The sequence below is a fragment of the Salicibibacter cibi genome, from assembly GCF_016495865.1.
GTDB classification, from domain to species: domain Bacteria; phylum Bacillota; class Bacilli; order Bacillales; family Marinococcaceae; genus Salicibibacter; species Salicibibacter cibi.
In genome coordinates this window covers 451,190-467,704 of record NZ_CP054706.1, presented here as the reverse complement: position 1 = coordinate 467,704, position 16,515 = coordinate 451,190, and the positions used below count along the sequence as shown (strand labels likewise).

At 42.5% G+C, this 16,515-nt stretch carries 15 protein-coding genes and 1 pseudogene; 7 read left to right on the top strand and 9 right to left on the bottom strand.

Annotated elements, in window-relative coordinates:
- Positions 1-138: 138 nt before the first annotated feature.
- The 6 genes from HUG20_RS02350 (at position 139) to HUG20_RS02325 (ending at position 6,250) form a co-directional block, all read left to right on the top strand.
- Positions 139-906, top strand: a complete 768-nt coding sequence (locus tag HUG20_RS02350) for an IclR family transcriptional regulator (RefSeq protein WP_200087621.1) — start codon at positions 139-141, stop codon at positions 904-906.
- 45 nt (positions 907-951) lie between these two features.
- Positions 952-1,896: a U32 family peptidase gene (locus HUG20_RS02345; protein ID WP_200087618.1), complete on the top strand. Its 945-nt coding sequence runs from the start codon at positions 952-954 to the stop codon at positions 1,894-1,896.
- Positions 1,897-2,037: 141 nt separating this feature from the next.
- The gene (locus tag HUG20_RS02340; protein WP_246476503.1) at positions 2,038-3,123 is read left to right on the top strand and encodes a TRAP transporter substrate-binding protein; all 1,086 of its coding nucleotides are present in this window, start codon (positions 2,038-2,040) and stop codon (positions 3,121-3,123) included.
- A 135-nt stretch (positions 3,124-3,258) separates the two neighbouring features.
- Positions 3,259-4,293, top strand: coding sequence for a tripartite tricarboxylate transporter substrate binding protein (locus tag HUG20_RS02335; RefSeq protein ID WP_200087615.1), 1,035 nt, complete (start codon positions 3,259-3,261; stop codon positions 4,291-4,293).
- A gap of 108 nt (positions 4,294-4,401) precedes the next feature.
- Entirely contained in the window at positions 4,402-5,046 is a 645-nt protein-coding gene (locus tag HUG20_RS02330; RefSeq protein WP_200087612.1) for an RraA family protein, read from the top strand.
- 37 nt (positions 5,047-5,083) lie between these two features.
- Positions 5,084-6,250 carry an iron-containing alcohol dehydrogenase family protein gene (locus HUG20_RS02325; RefSeq protein WP_200087609.1) on the top strand — a complete coding sequence of 389 codons (1,167 nt, stop codon included), beginning with the start codon at positions 5,084-5,086 and terminating at the stop codon, positions 6,248-6,250.
- 40 nt (positions 6,251-6,290) lie between these two features.
- Here the strand turns inward: HUG20_RS02325 and HUG20_RS02320 are convergent, their stop codons facing one another.
- The 6 genes from HUG20_RS02320 to HUG20_RS02295 all read right to left on the bottom strand — a co-directional run bounded on the left by HUG20_RS02320 (position 6,291) and on the right by HUG20_RS02295 (position 12,038).
- The gene (locus HUG20_RS02320) at positions 6,291-7,397 is read right to left on the bottom strand and encodes a pyridoxal phosphate-dependent aminotransferase (RefSeq protein ID WP_200087606.1); all 1,107 of its coding nucleotides are present in this window, start codon (positions 7,395-7,397) and stop codon (positions 6,291-6,293) included.
- Between the two features lie 251 nt (positions 7,398-7,648).
- Positions 7,649-8,410 (bottom strand): SDR family oxidoreductase, encoded by a 762-nt coding sequence (locus HUG20_RS02315; RefSeq protein ID WP_200087603.1) that lies wholly within the window; start codon positions 8,408-8,410, stop codon positions 7,649-7,651.
- Between the two features lie 240 nt (positions 8,411-8,650).
- Positions 8,651-8,818: an alcohol dehydrogenase catalytic domain-containing protein gene (locus HUG20_RS19880; protein ID WP_425504104.1), complete on the bottom strand. Its 168-nt coding sequence runs from the start codon at positions 8,816-8,818 to the stop codon at positions 8,651-8,653.
- A 362-nt stretch (positions 8,819-9,180) separates the two neighbouring features.
- The gene (locus HUG20_RS02305) at positions 9,181-10,215 is read right to left on the bottom strand and encodes a TRAP transporter substrate-binding protein (protein WP_246476502.1); all 1,035 of its coding nucleotides are present in this window, start codon (positions 10,213-10,215) and stop codon (positions 9,181-9,183) included.
- Positions 10,216-10,242: 27 nt separating this feature from the next.
- Entirely contained in the window at positions 10,243-11,526 is a 1,284-nt protein-coding gene (locus HUG20_RS02300) for a TRAP transporter large permease (protein WP_200087600.1), read from the bottom strand.
- Positions 11,523-12,038 carry a TRAP transporter small permease gene (locus tag HUG20_RS02295; protein ID WP_200087598.1) on the bottom strand — a complete coding sequence of 172 codons (516 nt, stop codon included), beginning with the start codon at positions 12,036-12,038 and terminating at the stop codon, positions 11,523-11,525. The genes HUG20_RS02300 and HUG20_RS02295 overlap by 4 nt, the downstream gene beginning before the upstream one ends.
- 264 nt (positions 12,039-12,302) lie before the next feature.
- On the opposite strand from HUG20_RS02295, the pseudogene HUG20_RS02290 reads away from it, so the two are divergent.
- Positions 12,303-13,130, top strand: a pseudogene (locus tag HUG20_RS02290) (IS1595 family transposase).
- A 312-nt stretch (positions 13,131-13,442) separates the two neighbouring features.
- On the opposite strand, the gene HUG20_RS02280 reads toward HUG20_RS02290, so the two are convergent.
- From HUG20_RS02280 to HUG20_RS02270, 3 genes are all read right to left on the bottom strand, one after another.
- Positions 13,443-14,732: a transposase gene (locus HUG20_RS02280; protein WP_200087594.1), complete on the bottom strand. Its 1,290-nt coding sequence runs from the start codon at positions 14,730-14,732 to the stop codon at positions 13,443-13,445.
- Positions 14,733-14,976: 244 nt separating this feature from the next.
- Positions 14,977-16,131: an IS1380 family transposase gene (locus tag HUG20_RS02275; RefSeq protein ID WP_200087592.1), complete on the bottom strand. Its 1,155-nt coding sequence runs from the start codon at positions 16,129-16,131 to the stop codon at positions 14,977-14,979.
- The gene (locus HUG20_RS02270) at positions 16,109-16,315 is read right to left on the bottom strand and encodes a hypothetical protein (protein WP_200087589.1); all 207 of its coding nucleotides are present in this window, start codon (positions 16,313-16,315) and stop codon (positions 16,109-16,111) included. The genes HUG20_RS02275 and HUG20_RS02270 overlap by 23 nt, the downstream gene beginning before the upstream one ends.
- Positions 16,316-16,515 lie beyond the last annotated feature (200 nt).

The window sequence follows — 16,515 nt, the reverse complement described above, 5'->3', positions numbered from 1 at the left end:
GAGGAAGACTATACACTTTCAGGTAAAAACCATACATCTGAAAATTTTAAAAAAATTATTGCGGACTAACTTCAACCTTGGTATAATTATATATAATAAACCAGTTTATTATAAAAAACTACCAAGGGGAGGTGAAACATGAAACAGAAGTATTGGGTGCCCGCCATAGAGAGGGCAAGTCTCATTCTTGACCTTGTCTCAGTGCACCCTCAGAAATTGAGATTAATCGATTTATCTAAGCGATTAGGCGTTAATAAAAGCTCAATGTACTCATTGCTGAACACGTTAGAACAACTTAATCTTTTAAACAAGGATAAGGAAGATACTTATACGCTCGGATCTGGGATTGCTAAATGGAGCGCCAGCTATTTTCGACAATTTGATATTGTAGAGGCTTTTTATCGGGAAGCGCCCGCTTCATTCAACAACGTTCATGAAGCGATGCAACTCGGTATATTAGAAGGTGGCGATGTACTTTATCTCGGTAAAATGCAATCGGAATCCCGTGTACAGCTAATTACCAACCCCGGTATGAAATTTCCGGCGTACGCCTCTTCCTTAGGAAAAGCGCAACTCCTCCACCATTCTAAAGAGGAACTCTTAATGTTATATCCACAGTTTGATCTTGAGCCAAAAACACCATATACGCTTTCCACCGTGGACAATCTTTACAAAAATTTACAAGAAGCTCAGGGATATGGCTATATCACAGAGGAGGAGGAATCGTCACTCGACTTTTATTGTGTTGGCGCTCCAGTAATGAACCATGATGGTAAAATCATCGCGGGGATAAGCTTTACAATGCTAAAGTCCAGTTGGACTATGAAAAGAGAAGAGGCAACCACAGAAATTGTGCAGTTAGCTCGCAGACTCTCGCAGCAAGCGGGTTATGCAGATAGACCATAGAAATGTAAGCGTTATTAGAATTCTAAAGAAATGGAGTAATGAATGATGGAAAAGACGAAAAAATTATTGCGAGATCATGGATACCCGGATACAGATCGCTATGAATTACCTTCATCCCGTAAACGTTTTCCGGATGGGGCGCAATATCGTGTTGAACTCCCAAGTGTTGAAGGACCCGAAGCATTAAAGACAACCCTTGATGAAATTGAACGTCAAGATGTCCTCATCCACAGAGTCTCTCAAGGTAGCGGCATTATGTTACTGACAGACGAAGAAATTCAACAAATGAATCAGCTCGCTGCTGAAAATCACATGGAGTTAAGCCTGTTTGTTGGGCCTCGTGGTACTTGGGACGTGAGCGCACAACCGTTAACACCCGCGGGTCAAGTGATTGCTTTACGTCATGAAGGATCCGATCAACTTTTATATGCGATGGAAGACCTTCGTCGCGGTGCTGAGTTGGGGTTACGAGGCGCCCTGGTCGCCGATGAAGGGCTGCTACTTATGACCAAGAAGATGAAGGAAGATGGGCTGCTCCCACAAGATTTTGTAGTCAAAGTATCGGTGCAAATGATGGCTGCTAATCCGGTTTCCGTGCGGGTGATGCAAGATATAGGAGCGGACACTTACAATGTACCCACAGCACTTACCCTGCCGAAACTTGCTGCAATTCGGGAAGCCATTGATATTCCGATCGATTTATACGTTGAGGTTCCGGATAATTTCGGTGGTTTTCTCAGATATTATGAAATTCCGGAATTGATTCGGATTTTATCGCCGGTGTACATTAAATTTGGGTTAAGGAATCACCCGGATGTCTATCCGTCAGGTAAACATCTGGAAGCTCAAAATTTGATGCTCGCAAAAGAGCGAGTGCATCGTGCCAAAATTGGAGCCGAAATGATCCAACGGTATGCCCCGGATGCTATCACCTCCAAAAAAGGAGCGGAAGGCTTAGGAATACCGAAAATGTTTACAAATAAGCCGTAAATTAAATGATGATCACTGTGTAAAACTTAGAAAGTTTACCAAAATGAGCCCCCTTTGTATAGTACGAGATGTCACTTTCATCGAGTCTTAAACCAAGGAGGGCTCAAGATGAACTCTTATTTTTTGGAGGAGGGTTCTAAAGTGAATAAAAATTTAAGTCAATTCTCTATTTTTTTAACTATTTCCTTAATGCTGGCTTTTACTGTCGCTTGTGGCGGTGAGGAAATTAATGTAGAAACCGAAGAAGCCAGTGGTGAAGATGATGAAAGCCTAGATGCCGAAGAAGTGGAAGGGGATAATCCCGATGCGCAAACCTTACGTATTAGTGTAGGGATAAATGAACAACACCCTCTATATGATTCTGCTATACATTTTGGAGAATTGCTAACTGAAAGAACGGATGATTTTAATGTTGAAGTTTATCACTCTGCTCAAATTGCCGCTGATCTTGTCGCCACAGAAATGGTACAAAACGGAGACTTAGATATTACGATCACATCTACCTCACCGGTAATGAACATTATTCCTGAATATGGTGTTTTTGACCTGCCGTTCGTAATCCCTGATGAAGAGGTAGCTGACGAAGTATTAGATGGGGAATTCGGTGATCAAATGTTAGACATATTGGAAGATCAGGATTTAGTTGGATTGGCTTGGTGGGAAAATGGATTCAGGAATTTAACCAATGATGTCAGGCCGATAGAAAGTATCGATGATCTTGAAGGTTTAACACTTCGTACAATGGAAACGGATATCCATTTGGATGCCTGGTCTGAAATGGGAGCCAATCCAACACCGATGTCATTTGACGAATTGTATACCGGGTTACAGCAGGGAACGATTGAAGGGCAGGAAAACCCTTACCCGATCATTAATCTTGAAGGCTATCATGAAGTTCAGCAATATCTATCCGGTACAAATCATGTTTATACCCCTTATATTTTCTTATTCAGTAAACAAATATGGGATGAATTGACTCCGGAACAACAAGATGCGATTGCAGAATCTGCTTATGAGGCTCGGGAATACAACCGTGAAATCACACGGGATGTAGCCGAAGACAGCTTGGAGGAACTCCAAAACAACATGGAGTTTTCTGAGATAACAGATGAAGAATTCGAAAGATTTCAGGAAGCCGTTGAGCCTGTTATTGAAAACCATTCAGCGACGATTGGTGAAGATACCGTCAATGATTTCTTATCAGCAGTAGAGGAAGCCTCTGATTAATGTATCGACGCTGCACACTGGCATCACAATTAGTCATTCACATACAAAGGGGGTGAAAATGCTAAAAATCCTTTATAATATCCGCCAGTGAAATGATATTGACCATCTTATTGAATCAAAATGGGAGGTATAATCATGCTCAAAAATTTACCGATAAGTTTGCTCACCGTTTTGTTTGCATTTGCCATAACAGCATGCGGAGCGGACGATAGTGGTACTAGTGATGACGTAGAAACCGATGATAACGACGTTGCTGACGATAGTGAAACACCTGAAACTGATTTCCCTGAGGGTTCCGTAGAGTTAATTGTGCCCCATGATGCCGGCGGTGGGACTGATGCAGTAGCCAGAGCGTTGGCTGATGCGACCGAGGAACATTTGGGAGAATCCATAGGTGTCATTAATGTTGAAGGAGGCGGTGGTGCTGTCGGGATGACTGAGGGAGCAACCGCTGCACCGGATGGTCATACAGTCACGTTGGTTACCGTGGAACTGGTAGCACTGCCACACTTGGGATTAGCGGAAATCTCTCATGAAGATTATCATCCAATTGCCCAGATTAACTTCGACCCTCCAGCACTAACCGTGCCTGCCGATGCTCCTTACGATACATTGGAAGAGTTTCTGGATCATGCGAGAGAGAATCCCGGCGAAATCCAAATGGGCAATGGCGGAAATGGAAACATTTGGCATCTATCCGCTTCAGCTATTGAACAAGTTGCAGATGTAGAATTTGAGCATGTTCCATTTGATGGCGCGAATTCAGCAGTAACCTCTTTGTTAGGGGGGCATATTGATGCGGTACCTGTCAGTCCCGCCGAAGTATTGCCTCAAGTTGAAAGTGGTGAATTAAAAACGCTGGCGATTATGGATGATGAACGTGCAGACGTCATGCCTGATGTCCCTACCTTCGAGGAGGAAGGTGTAACCGGCACACCAAGTATAGGGCCATGGAGAGGACTTACAGTCCCAGAAGATACACCCGATGAAGTTGTTGAAGTCTTATCAAATGCATTTATGGCAGGCGCAGAAGAACCGGAATTTGAAGAATTTATGGAAAATAATGGATTAGACATGGCTGTTACAGATGGAGATGATTTTGAGCACTTAATGGCAGAGGACTATGAATTCTATGGCGAATTAATCTCTGATATAGGTTTTGATGAATAAGCTGCGGAGGGAGTAATCTCCCTCCTCTATCCTCTATGAGCATGAAATTAGCGTTAAAAACAAATGACCTATGAATCACTATGATCACTATTACAAGGAGATGTACAAATGAATTTTAATGAATTGGAAGAGCAATTGTTCACAGGAGTCATCGCTGATACGTTAGACTCGATCGGGTTACGAAGCCAAGTGATGCAACACCATATTAGGCCGATTGATCCTTCTTTTAAATTTGTAGGGCGAGCACTGACAGTCCTAGCTACGGATGTTTATGAAGAGCCTGAAAACCCGTATGAAAAAGAGCTGGAAGCCGTGGATGCCCTTGAGAAAGATGATGTCATGATTGTAACGACAAACGGCTCTACTACTAGCAGCTTTTGGGGAGAACTTCTCAGCACGGTAGCCATAGAAAAAGGCTCCCGAGGTGTAGTGATTGATGGCTTTACAAGAGATAGCAGACCTATCATTGATTTGGGTTTCCCTACTTTCACAAGTGGCTTCCATCCTTCCGATTCCAAAGGCCGTTTAGATGTTATTGATTATAAAATCCCGATCGAATGCGGAGGAGTCAAAGTTCATAACGGTGATTTAGTTTTTGCTGATTTTGATGGCATTGTTGTGATTCCTCAAGCACATGGATCCGAAGTTTTTGAGAAAGCTCTGGAAAAGGTGGAGGCAGAAAATAAAATGAGAGAAGAATTAAAGAAAGGGATGGGGATTATCGAAGCGCATAAAAAATATGACGCACTCTAATAAACTAAAGCTATGAAAAAAAGGGAGTTGAAAGTACTTGTCCTCGATCTATCTACCAGGACGCATTAAATTCGGTGAAGGTTTGAGCAAGAACATTGGCCGTGAGTTTCATGATTTAGGTTGCAAAAACATAATGATTGTTTGCGACGAAGGGATAGTAAGTTCCGGCATATTAAATACGATTACCCAATATTTAGATGAAGAAGCAGTGGCTTTTGCCGTTTTTGACCACGTCATCCCTGATCCAGATGTCCAATGTATATACCAGGCACGCGACTTTTATATTGAGGAACAGTGTGATGGAATATTAGCCATTGGCGGCGGTAGTTCCATTGATACTGCCAAGGGCGCCGGTCTATCGGTGACAAACACCGAACCTGTGATGAATTATGCAGGCGTCGATAACATTCATCATCTCCTGCCACCGTTAGTCGCAATACCCACAACCTGTGGGACCGGGTCTGAAGTGACGAATGTGACAGTGATCACTGATGAACATCATGTCAAATATCCATTCGTTTCAGACCATCTCATGCCTACTGTGGCACTCCTTGACCCTGAACTTTTGTATAGCTTGCCGAGTCATTTAGTCGCGTCAACTGGCATGGATGCTTTAACTCATGCCGTTGAAGCGCTGACCAATAAAAATGATAATTGGTTAGCTGATGCATGTGCCATAAAAGCCATTCGCATGATAGGTGAGCATATTAAGCAAGCAACCATCAGCAAGGATAAGGATTCTCTCAGTGAAATGCTGTATGCAAGCAGTTTGGCTGGCATTGCATTTAGTCTTTCTCGCCTAGGTTTGGTTCATGCCATGTCGCACCCTGTAAGCGGAATCGCAAATGTCCCCCATGGTTTGGCTAACGCGGTTTTACTCCCCTACATTTTGAATTTCAACCTGGTAGGAGAACCGGAGAAACATGCGCTTTTTTCCAGAGAATTCGGCGTTGCTTATCAAGGAAATGCTATTGATACCGCTCAAGCAGGTGTTGAAGCAGTCATTAAGATGAATGAACAATTAGGTATCCCGAAATCCTTTCAGGAATTGGATGTGGATAAAGGCTTAATCCCTCAAATGGTAGAAGACACTTTCAAAAGTGGGAACATACAAATTAATGCACGCGAGGTCAATCAAACAGATGTTGAAAAAATTTATGTTGTCGCTTTCACCGGTGAATTTCATTATTATAGTACTCAGTGAGAAAAAAGGACATTCTCTCCATATTGGAGAATGTCCTTTTTTAGGTATTTGCTTTTTTTTGATAAAACTCACCCAATCTTTTTAGTCCTTCTTTTAACTGTTCCATGTCACCAGCAAAACAGATGCGGATGAGACTTTTTCCTGAAGGTCCAAATGTATCACAGGGGGCCACAGATACTTTTTGCGTCATTAAAAGCTCAATCGCAAATTCCTTGGCTGACATTCCGGTATATGAAATATCGATCGGGATATAAAAAGCACCTTTGGGTGTGATAAAATCCACCTGATATTGTTTTAGAAGTTCACATGCAATATCCCTGTTTTCTTTGTACATGTCGAGCATTTCTTTGACAAAGTCTTTTGGCCCATCGAGAGCTGCTTCACCTGCTTTTTGAGATATAGAAGGGGCACACGTCGTTACCGGCTCCTGTAATTTACACATGACATACCATAATTTTTCCGGCACAATCGCATAAGCGAGCCTCCACCCTGTCATAGCGTAAACCTTTGAAAACCCAAAAATACTTATGATCTGATCTTTCATGGAAGGATCAACAGACAATGGAGAAACGTGCTTACCTTCGTAGATTAATTCATCATAGAGCTCATCAGAAATAATATACAACTCATGTTCTTTCGCGAGTTGCAAGATTTGTTGCCACTTCTCTTCTGTGAATACAGCTCCTGTAGGATTACTCGGTGAGTTAATGATGATTGCTTTTGTAAAAGGTGTTATCCGCTTTTCAATATCCGAAACATCAGGTAAAAAGTCATTCTCCGCATTCGTCTGATAAAAAACAGGTATCGCTCCTTGCATCCTGATTAAAGATTCATAGTTCGGATAAGCCGGATCAGGTAATAGCACCTCTTCTCCAATCTCAGCGATGGATAACAGCGCCAAATTAAGCGCAGAGACTGCTCCTGCCGAAACCAAAATTCTATTAATCGGTACGTTAACATTGTAATCCCGTTTCATTCTTCTGGATATGGCTTCTCTGACAGAGGCCGTTCCAGCATTTGCTGTATAGTGTGTAAAGCCGTTCTCGATTGCTTTTATCGCAGCCTGTTTTATATGATCCGGGGTTTGAACAGCCGGTTCTCCGATTTGCAATGGAATTACGTCTGACATCTCTTCCGCGATATTCATAATTTGACGAATGCTATTCATTTGAATATTTTCTCGGGATTTCGCAATATTTTTCAATTTACGTCACCATCCAAAATGTTAAATGCATGGTTTGCTCCCAAAAAGGTAGGTTTTTTAAAAATACGCTCTTAAACACACATTATATTGTTTTGAATTCACCGTCTTATACACTATATGTTGTGGCATAAATGGCTAGCTGACCTTTTTGGGTGAGAACCAAATGCATAATTTCAAATTAACGGAAGTTGTGTTTATCTACCTAACCAACCGCCGTCAATAGCCAATAAGTGGCCACTTATATAATTCGAGGCCTCTGAAGCAAGAAAAACGACAGTTCCTTGAAAATCATCAGGTTCACCCCAACGTCCAGCAGGAATTCTTTCCAGTATTTGGCGATTACGTTCTTCATTTTGAATTAAGGCAACATTCATGTCTGTCGCAACATATCCAGGGACTATAGCGTTCACTTGGACATTCTCTTTCGACCATTCGTTTGAAAGTGCCTTGGTCAGTTGACTGACGCCACCCTTTGCAGCAGCATATGCCGGAACATTAATCCCGCCTTGAAAGGACAGCAGTGAAGCGACATTGATAATTTTTCCCTTCTGCTGTGGAATCATAAAACGACCAGCTTGCTGAGACAAGGTCCATACCGTCTTCAAATTTATATCAATGACGTCATCCCAATCCGCTTCTGTAAAATCAATAGTCGGCGATCTGCGTTGTATCCCACCATTATTGACCAATATATCAATTTTTCCAAAAGTCGATACAACCGCCGGGATTGCATCTTTTACTTGCGTATCATCTTCCAGATCACACGGAATGATTTCACATGCAACACCGATATTCTCAATCTCTTTTTTCACATTGAGTTGCTCCGGCCTACGCTGTAACAAAGCAATATTAGCGCCTGCCTGGGCTAACGCCACAGCCATTGACCGTCCGATTCCTCTAGTTCCACCCGTTATTGCCGCAACTTTTCCATTGAGATCAAACAGCCTTAATGTCATAAGAGACAACTCCCTCCCTTTCATTAAAATTCAAATAGTGCTTTCAGCGTTTCATCGGGATTTTCCATCAATGAGAATCCTCTGTCAATTTCATGTATAGAAAGTTGGTGCGAAATTATAGAGGAAATGTCAAGCCGACCACTTCTCATCATATCAATAACAACTTTAAAATCACGACTGCTATAGCAATCCACCATCTCTATCAATGCCTATGAGTCTAAGTGATTTACAAACGTGGCTTTACCATGATGTACAGTCCTCACAACAACCGCAATTAAGTGTCGGTTCAATGACAACTCTATCACCAATAGAAAACGTTGATTTTCTATCGAGCTCCTCAACATAGCCACTAAATTCATGTCCGAGGACTAGAGGTCCTCGGGCTCTTGAATGTTTTCCGGAATATATATCATATCGGTACCGCAGATCCCCGCATAAGAGACTCTAATTAACGCTTCACCCTTACTCAATTCTGGTTTACCTATCTCGCTAACACCAACATTTCTTTTCCGAAAAATAAAGACCTGCTTTCATTTCGCCTCTCCTTTAATCATGCAATATTGATACATGAAATAAATTCCAATTTAAGGGAAATTTTCGTTTGCAGTGATCTCAGTAGTCACAAAGATGGAAACAGGCTTGTCTAAAGTGGATTCATGCATTCATTGAAAACCACACTGATCAATGAACAAGCCTATTCCAAAATTGTGCGTTACAATTACCCGCCATACGAGAAATTAATATAAAGCGTTATAATACTGACTATTCTATCACTCAGCTTCTTCCCCAATCCTTTGTACTATGTCTTCTGCCCAATCGAACTCTGCATAAAATTCTTCATACATCGGCTCCGAAGCTTCGCTCATCTGTTCTTGAAATTCTTCACTAGGGGTTGTAAAATTTACTCCTTGGCCCTCTAAATACTCTTTGTCTTCTTCATAACTGTTTTCCATTAATTCAAACTGATCTTCTGCTGATTCAGCTGCCGCCTTCTCAACAATCTGTTGGTGCTTTTCGCTAAGCTCATTCCAGAAGTCCAAATTAATTACATAAAGATTAGGGCTGAACATGTGCTCAGATTCGAGAATCTCAGATTGTACTTCATACCAGGCGGATGCTCGTACAGATGCGATAGGATTTTCCTGCGCATCAATAACCCCCTGTTCCAAAGCAGTATAAATTTCATCAATAGGGAGAGGAGAAATAGTTGCGCCCAACTGCTCACCTAATTCGACATAGTTTGTTATATTAGGAGTTCGCAAACGCAAACCATCCAAATCTTCCATGCTTTCTATCGGCTGATTCGAAGAAATCATTCTAAATCCGTTCGCGCTCCATGCCAAATCTTTCACACCATGAATCTCCTCCAAATCCTCAGTTAATTCATCACCAATTTCTCCATTGAGGACTTTTTGGACATGATCATAATCATCAAAGAGAAAAGGCCATTCAGGGACTGCCAACTTCTCTACAGCATCTTGCATAATCATTCCCGGAACTCCCATCTCTACCGTACCTGCTTGCACACTTTCATAAAATTCTTCCTCAGCCCCCAATTGACTATCCGGGAAAATTTCTACCGTTATTTCCCCATCAGAGTTCTCTTCCACCAAAGGCTTAAATGTTTCGGTTAATGCCGTATGATGCGGGTGATCCTCGGCAAAGTAATGAGCGACCCGAATGGTCTGCCCACCATTTTCTGAGCCGGCGCTCTCTTCTCCACATCCGGCCAATGCCACCATTGATGCAACCATACCATATGAAAACCATTTTTTCGTAAATATATATATCCCTCCTCTAAACAAAATATCATCTCCCCTCGACTAGTTAATTTATGTTCCAGTTATCCATTCCATAGGTGTAGTAACCACCGCTGGAAACAGAATTAAGAGTATGACAATAATTATATAAACGAGTAGAAATGGCCAAATTCCTTTAGTAACATTGATTAAACTAATCTTACTGATACCACTTATCACAAATAATACGGTGCCGACTGGAGGAGTAATCAGTCCAATGGATAAAACAATCACCATTATAATTCCGAAAAATATAGGATCAATTCCTGCGGTTTCAATGACTGGTAATAGTACTGGAGTAAAAATTAATATTGCCGGTGTCATGTCCATAACTAATCCTACTAATAGAAGAAAAAACACTATAATTAACAACAACAATGTTGGATTTTCAGTAATACCTGAAATTATACTGACTAATTCATCAGGTATTTGCGCAACAGTAATAACCCATGAAGTTACCAGCGCACATGCTGCTAAAAACATAACGACTCCAGTTGTTTTGGCAGCATTAACTAAAATACTGGGCATTTGCCTAAGTGTCAGTTCGCCTTTATATACGGTAAAACTTAAAATAAAGGCATATACACTAACGACAACAGCTGCCTCCGTAGGTGTGAATATTCCGCCTCTCAAACCAACAATGATAATGACTGGCAATAGTAGCGCCCAAATCGCTTGATAAAACGCCTTCAGTCTTTCCTTGCCACTTGCTTTTTCAGTAACTGCAAAATTGCCCTTTCTAGAAACAATATACCAGGCAACCATCAATCCAGTTCCCATTAATATACCGGGAACAATCCCCGCCATAAACAACTGGGTAACGGATACTCCACCTATAACTCCAAACAAAATGAGTGGAATACTCGGAGGAATAACAGTAGCAATAATCCCTGATGAGCCTACAAGTCCTGAGGCTTTTTTTATGTCATACCCCTGTGCGGCCATCATTGGAATAATAATTGCGCCCAATGCAGCTGCATCTGCAACTGCAGAACCTGAAAGACCCGCAAACATAACACCGGCTAATATGGCTACATAGCCTAATCCACCTTTAATATGTCCTATCAGCGTAGAAGCAAAATGAACGACACGTCTGGAAATGCCTCCGGCATTCATTATTTCCCCGGCTAAGATAAAAAAGGGTATGGCCATTAACGGGAAGTTATTTGCTCCATAAACAAGATTCTGGGCAATTATTTGTGGATCAAAGATACCTATAACCAAGGTCATTGCAATTGCACTCAGCAATAATGAAAAAGCTACGGGTACTCCCAAGAACAGAAAGAAAAAGAGAACCCCTAAAAATATCCATATCATGTCTCACTCTCTCCTTCCTCAAAAGGTTTCGCCCAAGGAGGATCGTTTTTGTTAAATACCACAAAATCCACCGTTTGAATAATCGTAAGAACCACCATTGTAATCGCCGAGATTAATCCAGCTAAATACATAAATGAAAAAGGGATGCCCGTAGCAGGGCCATAGTTGATCGAAGCAACTCCAAAGATTTGCGCCCCTCCGTATATAATTAGCCCAAGCACTCCAATAACGATTAAATTATTGATTGTATATAAAACTTTTTGTTGACTACGAGGAAGATTGCCAATTACAAGATCAACCCCCAAATGCGCTTTATCCTTATAAGCAACAATTGCCCCAAGAAACACGATCCATACGAATAAGTACCGACTCATTTCTTCTGACCAGGTAATACCTGAGTTAAATCCATAACGAAGAACAACATTAAAAAATACAAGAAACACCATTGCTATGAAAAAAATCGATATGGTCCAATTTAATAAACCATTAAGTGTCCGTCCTACAGCACTCATTTTCACACCCCTTTTTATAATATAAAACTTAGTTTTTGTTCATAACTAAAAAATAACAACCAACTAAGACCGTTGGTTTTGATGGCATTCTAAATCAGCACTCATTTCACTTTTTCATAATATAAAACTTAGTGTTAATATATCTCTAAAAAATAAAATGAGTATCCCTTTTGCTCAGAATCACTACCTTCACGAACGTATGTGTGATATAACATAAATACAAACAATTGTTCGAATGGGTGCGCAAAATGGCCACCTATCAACATGAAGTGGAAGGATGGGTTCTGCTGTGAGGAATGCGGCCATGGCGCTTATTTTGAGACAAAAACACGGAAACACCGCCTTTACGAATGTAAAGCATGCCGTTACCAATCAACCGTCACCGTTGGAACCGTGATGGAGAAAACGCGCACCGATCTTACCAAGTGGTTCATCGCTATCTACATGATTGCTCATGATAAGGGAGGGATCTCCGCGCATAAGCTCTCGGGAGACATTGAAGTGTCTTATAAAACAGCTTGGTTAATGCTTCACAAAATCCGCCAGGCCATGAGAAAATGCGATGCCGAATATACACTCGCCGGTATTATGGAATGGCATGATGCTTTCTTCGGTGCTCCCACAGAAGGTGGCAAGCGCGGTCGCGGCACGGAAAAGACCAAAGTGTTGGTCGGATTGTCTTTGAACAAACAAGGGCATCCACGCTATGTGAAAATGGAAGTAACCCCTGATATCAAAGGGCAAACCTTGGTTGATATTGCAGAGAAATGGATCGTGCAAGGTTCCACGATCAGCAGCGATGCTTACCGTTCCTATTGAGCGTTGGCTGGTGCCGGCTTCAATCATGAGTACCAGGTTTATGATGCCAAAGAAACACCGGATCATTTACATTGGCTGCACACCGTGCTTTCCAATGCCAAAGCATTCGTAGGCGGAACTTTTCACGGCCTTGACGCTAAGCACCTTCAAACCTACTTGGACGAGTTTTGTTATCGTTTCAACAGGCGGAAATTCAAAAGTGAAGGCTTCAGCCGTTTAATGACTTTGTGTGCTTCAACGGAGGCGATCACTCATTCTGAGTTAATGAGATAATCATTTATTTAAATAATCATCACTATTATTTGATAAACAGCTATTAGATAGAGAAAGCTTAGTACCAGTCAATATATTTTATAATATATGAAACCGCTTTAAAAATCAATGCTTAATTTACCTCGGCAGAAATCTCGGCTCCAATTTCCAATTTCAAAAAGCGTAAATGGGAACAAAGAATGTTCGACATCGTTTCACATTTCTACGAAAAAGGGACGTACATTTGCCCATAAAGAGCTATTGGATGGTTACGTTTCGCCATCCTTGGCTATTTGCTGATACATTTCGACAAAAGGCCGGTGGGCAACGCATTCATTCTAACAGTGCATAGAGGGGAACATCCTGTAGGACCGCATCGATCCTTAACTCCTCGACGAGAAAAGATTGCGTGATCCCTTTTTTTCGAAAATCTTTCACCCTTCGAAAGATAAAGAGGTGGAAGAGGTTAATCGCGATCATCATGAACATCAAAATGGCTTCGATGGCGCGTGGGTGGTGCATAAAGCAGTGATGAATATTCCACTTCGTTTTCAGTTCTCGAAACCCGTTATTTTCAACATCCCATCTTTCATGGATCATCTCCCAAACGTGCTTTGCCGGTACATGTTTTCCGAGTGTGGTCACCACCCAAACCTCTTTAGTTGTCTCTACGCGCTTCACGTTCTTGCCGCGATACTTGTTTTCCGTGATCGTCTCGCGGAATCTCAGGAAGCGGACAGGTTGCGGAACGCCTCCCATTTCAAATCCTTCTTCATCCCACGCTTCCACATGGATGTGCTTTTGTTTTTGCTTTTTTCGTTTCGCCTTCGGTTCGGGATCCTTGATCGACCAATGTTCATCGGCTTCGCGATGCTGAAAAAGACCCAAGGCATCTTGGACGAGGTGCAACCGTTTGTTTTTAACACGAATGACCGCGTCCATGCCAATGGCTCGCACGTCATTGATAAATGGTGCGTTCACATATAAGGCATCGCCCACAATGACGTCGGCAAAATGACGATGCGTGTCATAAAGATTGCGGATCAGTCGTTTTCCAACGGTTTGTTCACCTTCATCTTTATCCTCCCCATCTCTGGGATGCATGTGATCGATACCAAGGATGACATGGGGATCTGAACCGACCGTCATGCATGCAACACCTCGATGGAAATCATGCGTTTCGCCATCCTTTTCACGGGTCAAGCATTCATCACAATTTTTGACCTTGCTTTCAAACAGTTCGACCCCATCCAGGCCAACGACCACCCAACCGTTCATCGTTCCTTGTTGGAACACTTTGTTTCGCTTGGCCTTGTGAATGATGCCGTCATGCATCTCCTGCAACGGTTCCAGATCATACTGACTCAACGACTCGCGAACAGCATCAACCCGGGGCAAACGAACCCCTGGCAATAGTTTTTTGAATCGCCCATATTTAAGCCACTGATTTAATTGATTCAAACTCTTCATCCGCCACACAAAACCAAGGAGCATCACGCAACATATCGTCGATTCCATAATTTGTGGATCTTTTCTTCCGTCTTTTGCCCTCTTGATTTTTTCGCCAATTCCGTATACCTTAGACACATAGGTGAGTAGTTGTTGCAATGTTGGTCTACCCACCGCTAACACCTCCTTTGTGTTCCTTAGGAGGTGTTTCTTCATTTTTCGTTGATTTCCTCCTGATTCCGTGATGAAACGATGAAAAGGCGTCGAATTTTAGGGAATCGAATGAGATGTGGCTTTTAACAGTGAAAACGGGACTTTATTCATGGTTTAACGACACTCCTAACACGGAACATGCATCAAAAGCATACGCATAGGACTTATTTCCGTTGAGATCAGCGGGCCAATCGACGGGTCTCTGTCACCATAGAAATTGCTGGTACAGGCGTTGGAAACAATGATGCCAAGGATTGTGTTTACTGATCTTCAGATAAAGCTGTCTGGCATGCTGAACGAATTTGCCGGCGAACATAACCATCTGATCGATGACGGTTTTCAGGCGACGGCGAAAGACTTTCTTTTTCACGGGCATATCATCGCCTTTTAAGGCTTCCTGACCGATATTCCGTAAGAGATTATAGACGAAGCAACCCAATGTTAAAATCATATGGTTGGTCGCAAATTTCCCGGAAGGAAAGCGTTCGAGATCCATATCCGTTTTCAGCTCACTATGAAATTGTTCACACGTGCCATGCTGGTGATACAACTCGATGGTGTCGTCCACAGGGAGATCCATGGAAACCCAATAACTGTCACAGGTGACTTCCGGCACGAGCAGCATTTGACCGTCCCTTGTCATCGTGCGTTCCACCACTTGGTACGCTTGCCATGTAGGGTCTCCCTGACTGTTTCTCATTTGGATCTTCCCAGTGTATACCTTTTTTCCTTCTCGGGGCTCAGTAGCTGTCCCCTGTTGTTCGGCAATGGCCAACCAAGCTTCAGGTGTTTCTTGGCGAAGATTACGCTTGATGATATAGTCCACGCCTAATTGGTCACATACCTTCCGATTCGCGGACGCGTCATTGCCTGCGTCGAGCCGAAGAAGCAGGGGTGTGTCGGTGACTTGTTGGGCTGAGGTCAAGGCCTTATGTAAAAATGCAGGCGTGCCCTTTTGGACATGATCTTTGCCAATCCGGAGTTCAGCATGAATCACATAGCCTTCTTGGCCCATGTAAGCAAAGCCCGGATTATAGCCATCAACGCCATTATACGTGCGACTGACGCCTTCTTTGTTGGTATCACCGTTGTCAAAAGGCGAATGATCTGCATCGATGGGTATTCTTTCTTCACCATTTGAAAGCGACGTGGAGGTTATTCGGGAATCCAGCTGTTGAAGAAAGCGTACATTTTCTTTTCCCAGCACCGAAAGCGTATCGTCGTGGCGGGCGATTTGGTCCATCCGTTGGCGAAGCGTCGCTTCAGAGGGCGTTTGATGCAGCCCTAAAGCCGTTTGAAAAAGGGGATCGTGACGATGGGATTCGATCCATCCAAAATCATTCTTGCCTTGGGCAAGCAAACCGATATAAGAAAGCGATCGTATCCCCGTGCGAAATCTGGGCTGTATCTGTGAGACCTTCCATAGAAAAAGCTGAAAGTTGAGAGCGAAGAAAGCTCCGTTCTAATAAAGCACCGATCAACGGGAGCCCGCTCGTCGGTAGAATATATTCATCCGTTAGTTGGATGTTTAATTTCCCTGTCATGCTTTCACCTTCCGGGTGTCAAAATTGAAGAGCGTTCATGCTTCATCTACCCCCATTTTATCAATAATAGAGATGAATGAAAGGGAATCACCGTCACGGAATCAGGTTCCTTCCTTTGTTCCACATTTTTCCAATCAAAATGCGATTTTTGGTATTCCTTGCTGTTTTCTCCATACCCCAGTCTTACCTGGCTGAATGAT

Coding starts and splice junctions, on each gene's coding strand:
- HUG20_RS02350 (WP_200087621.1), top strand. CDS start 139: ATGAAACAGAAGTATTGGGTGCCCGCCATAGAGAGGGCAAGTCTCATT.
- HUG20_RS02345 (WP_200087618.1), top strand. CDS start 952: ATGGAAAAGACGAAAAAATTATTGCGAGATCATGGATACCCGGATACA.
- HUG20_RS02335 (WP_200087615.1), top strand. CDS start 3,259: ATGCTCAAAAATTTACCGATAAGTTTGCTCACCGTTTTGTTTGCATTT.
- HUG20_RS02330 (WP_200087612.1), top strand. CDS start 4,402: ATGAATTTTAATGAATTGGAAGAGCAATTGTTCACAGGAGTCATCGCT.
- HUG20_RS02320 (WP_200087606.1), bottom strand. CDS start 7,397: ATGAATATCGCGGAAGAGATGTCAGACGTAATTCCATTGCAAATCGGA.
- HUG20_RS02315 (WP_200087603.1), bottom strand. CDS start 8,410: ATGACATTAAGGCTGTTTGATCTCAATGGAAAAGTTGCGGCAATAACG.
- HUG20_RS02300 (WP_200087600.1), bottom strand. CDS start 11,526: ATGATATGGATATTTTTAGGGGTTCTCTTTTTCTTTCTGTTCTTGGGA.
- HUG20_RS02295 (WP_200087598.1), bottom strand. CDS start 12,038: ATGAGTGCTGTAGGACGGACACTTAATGGTTTATTAAATTGGACCATA.
- HUG20_RS02270 (WP_200087589.1), bottom strand. CDS start 16,315: ATGACAGGGAAATTAAACATCCAACTAACGGATGAATATATTCTACCG.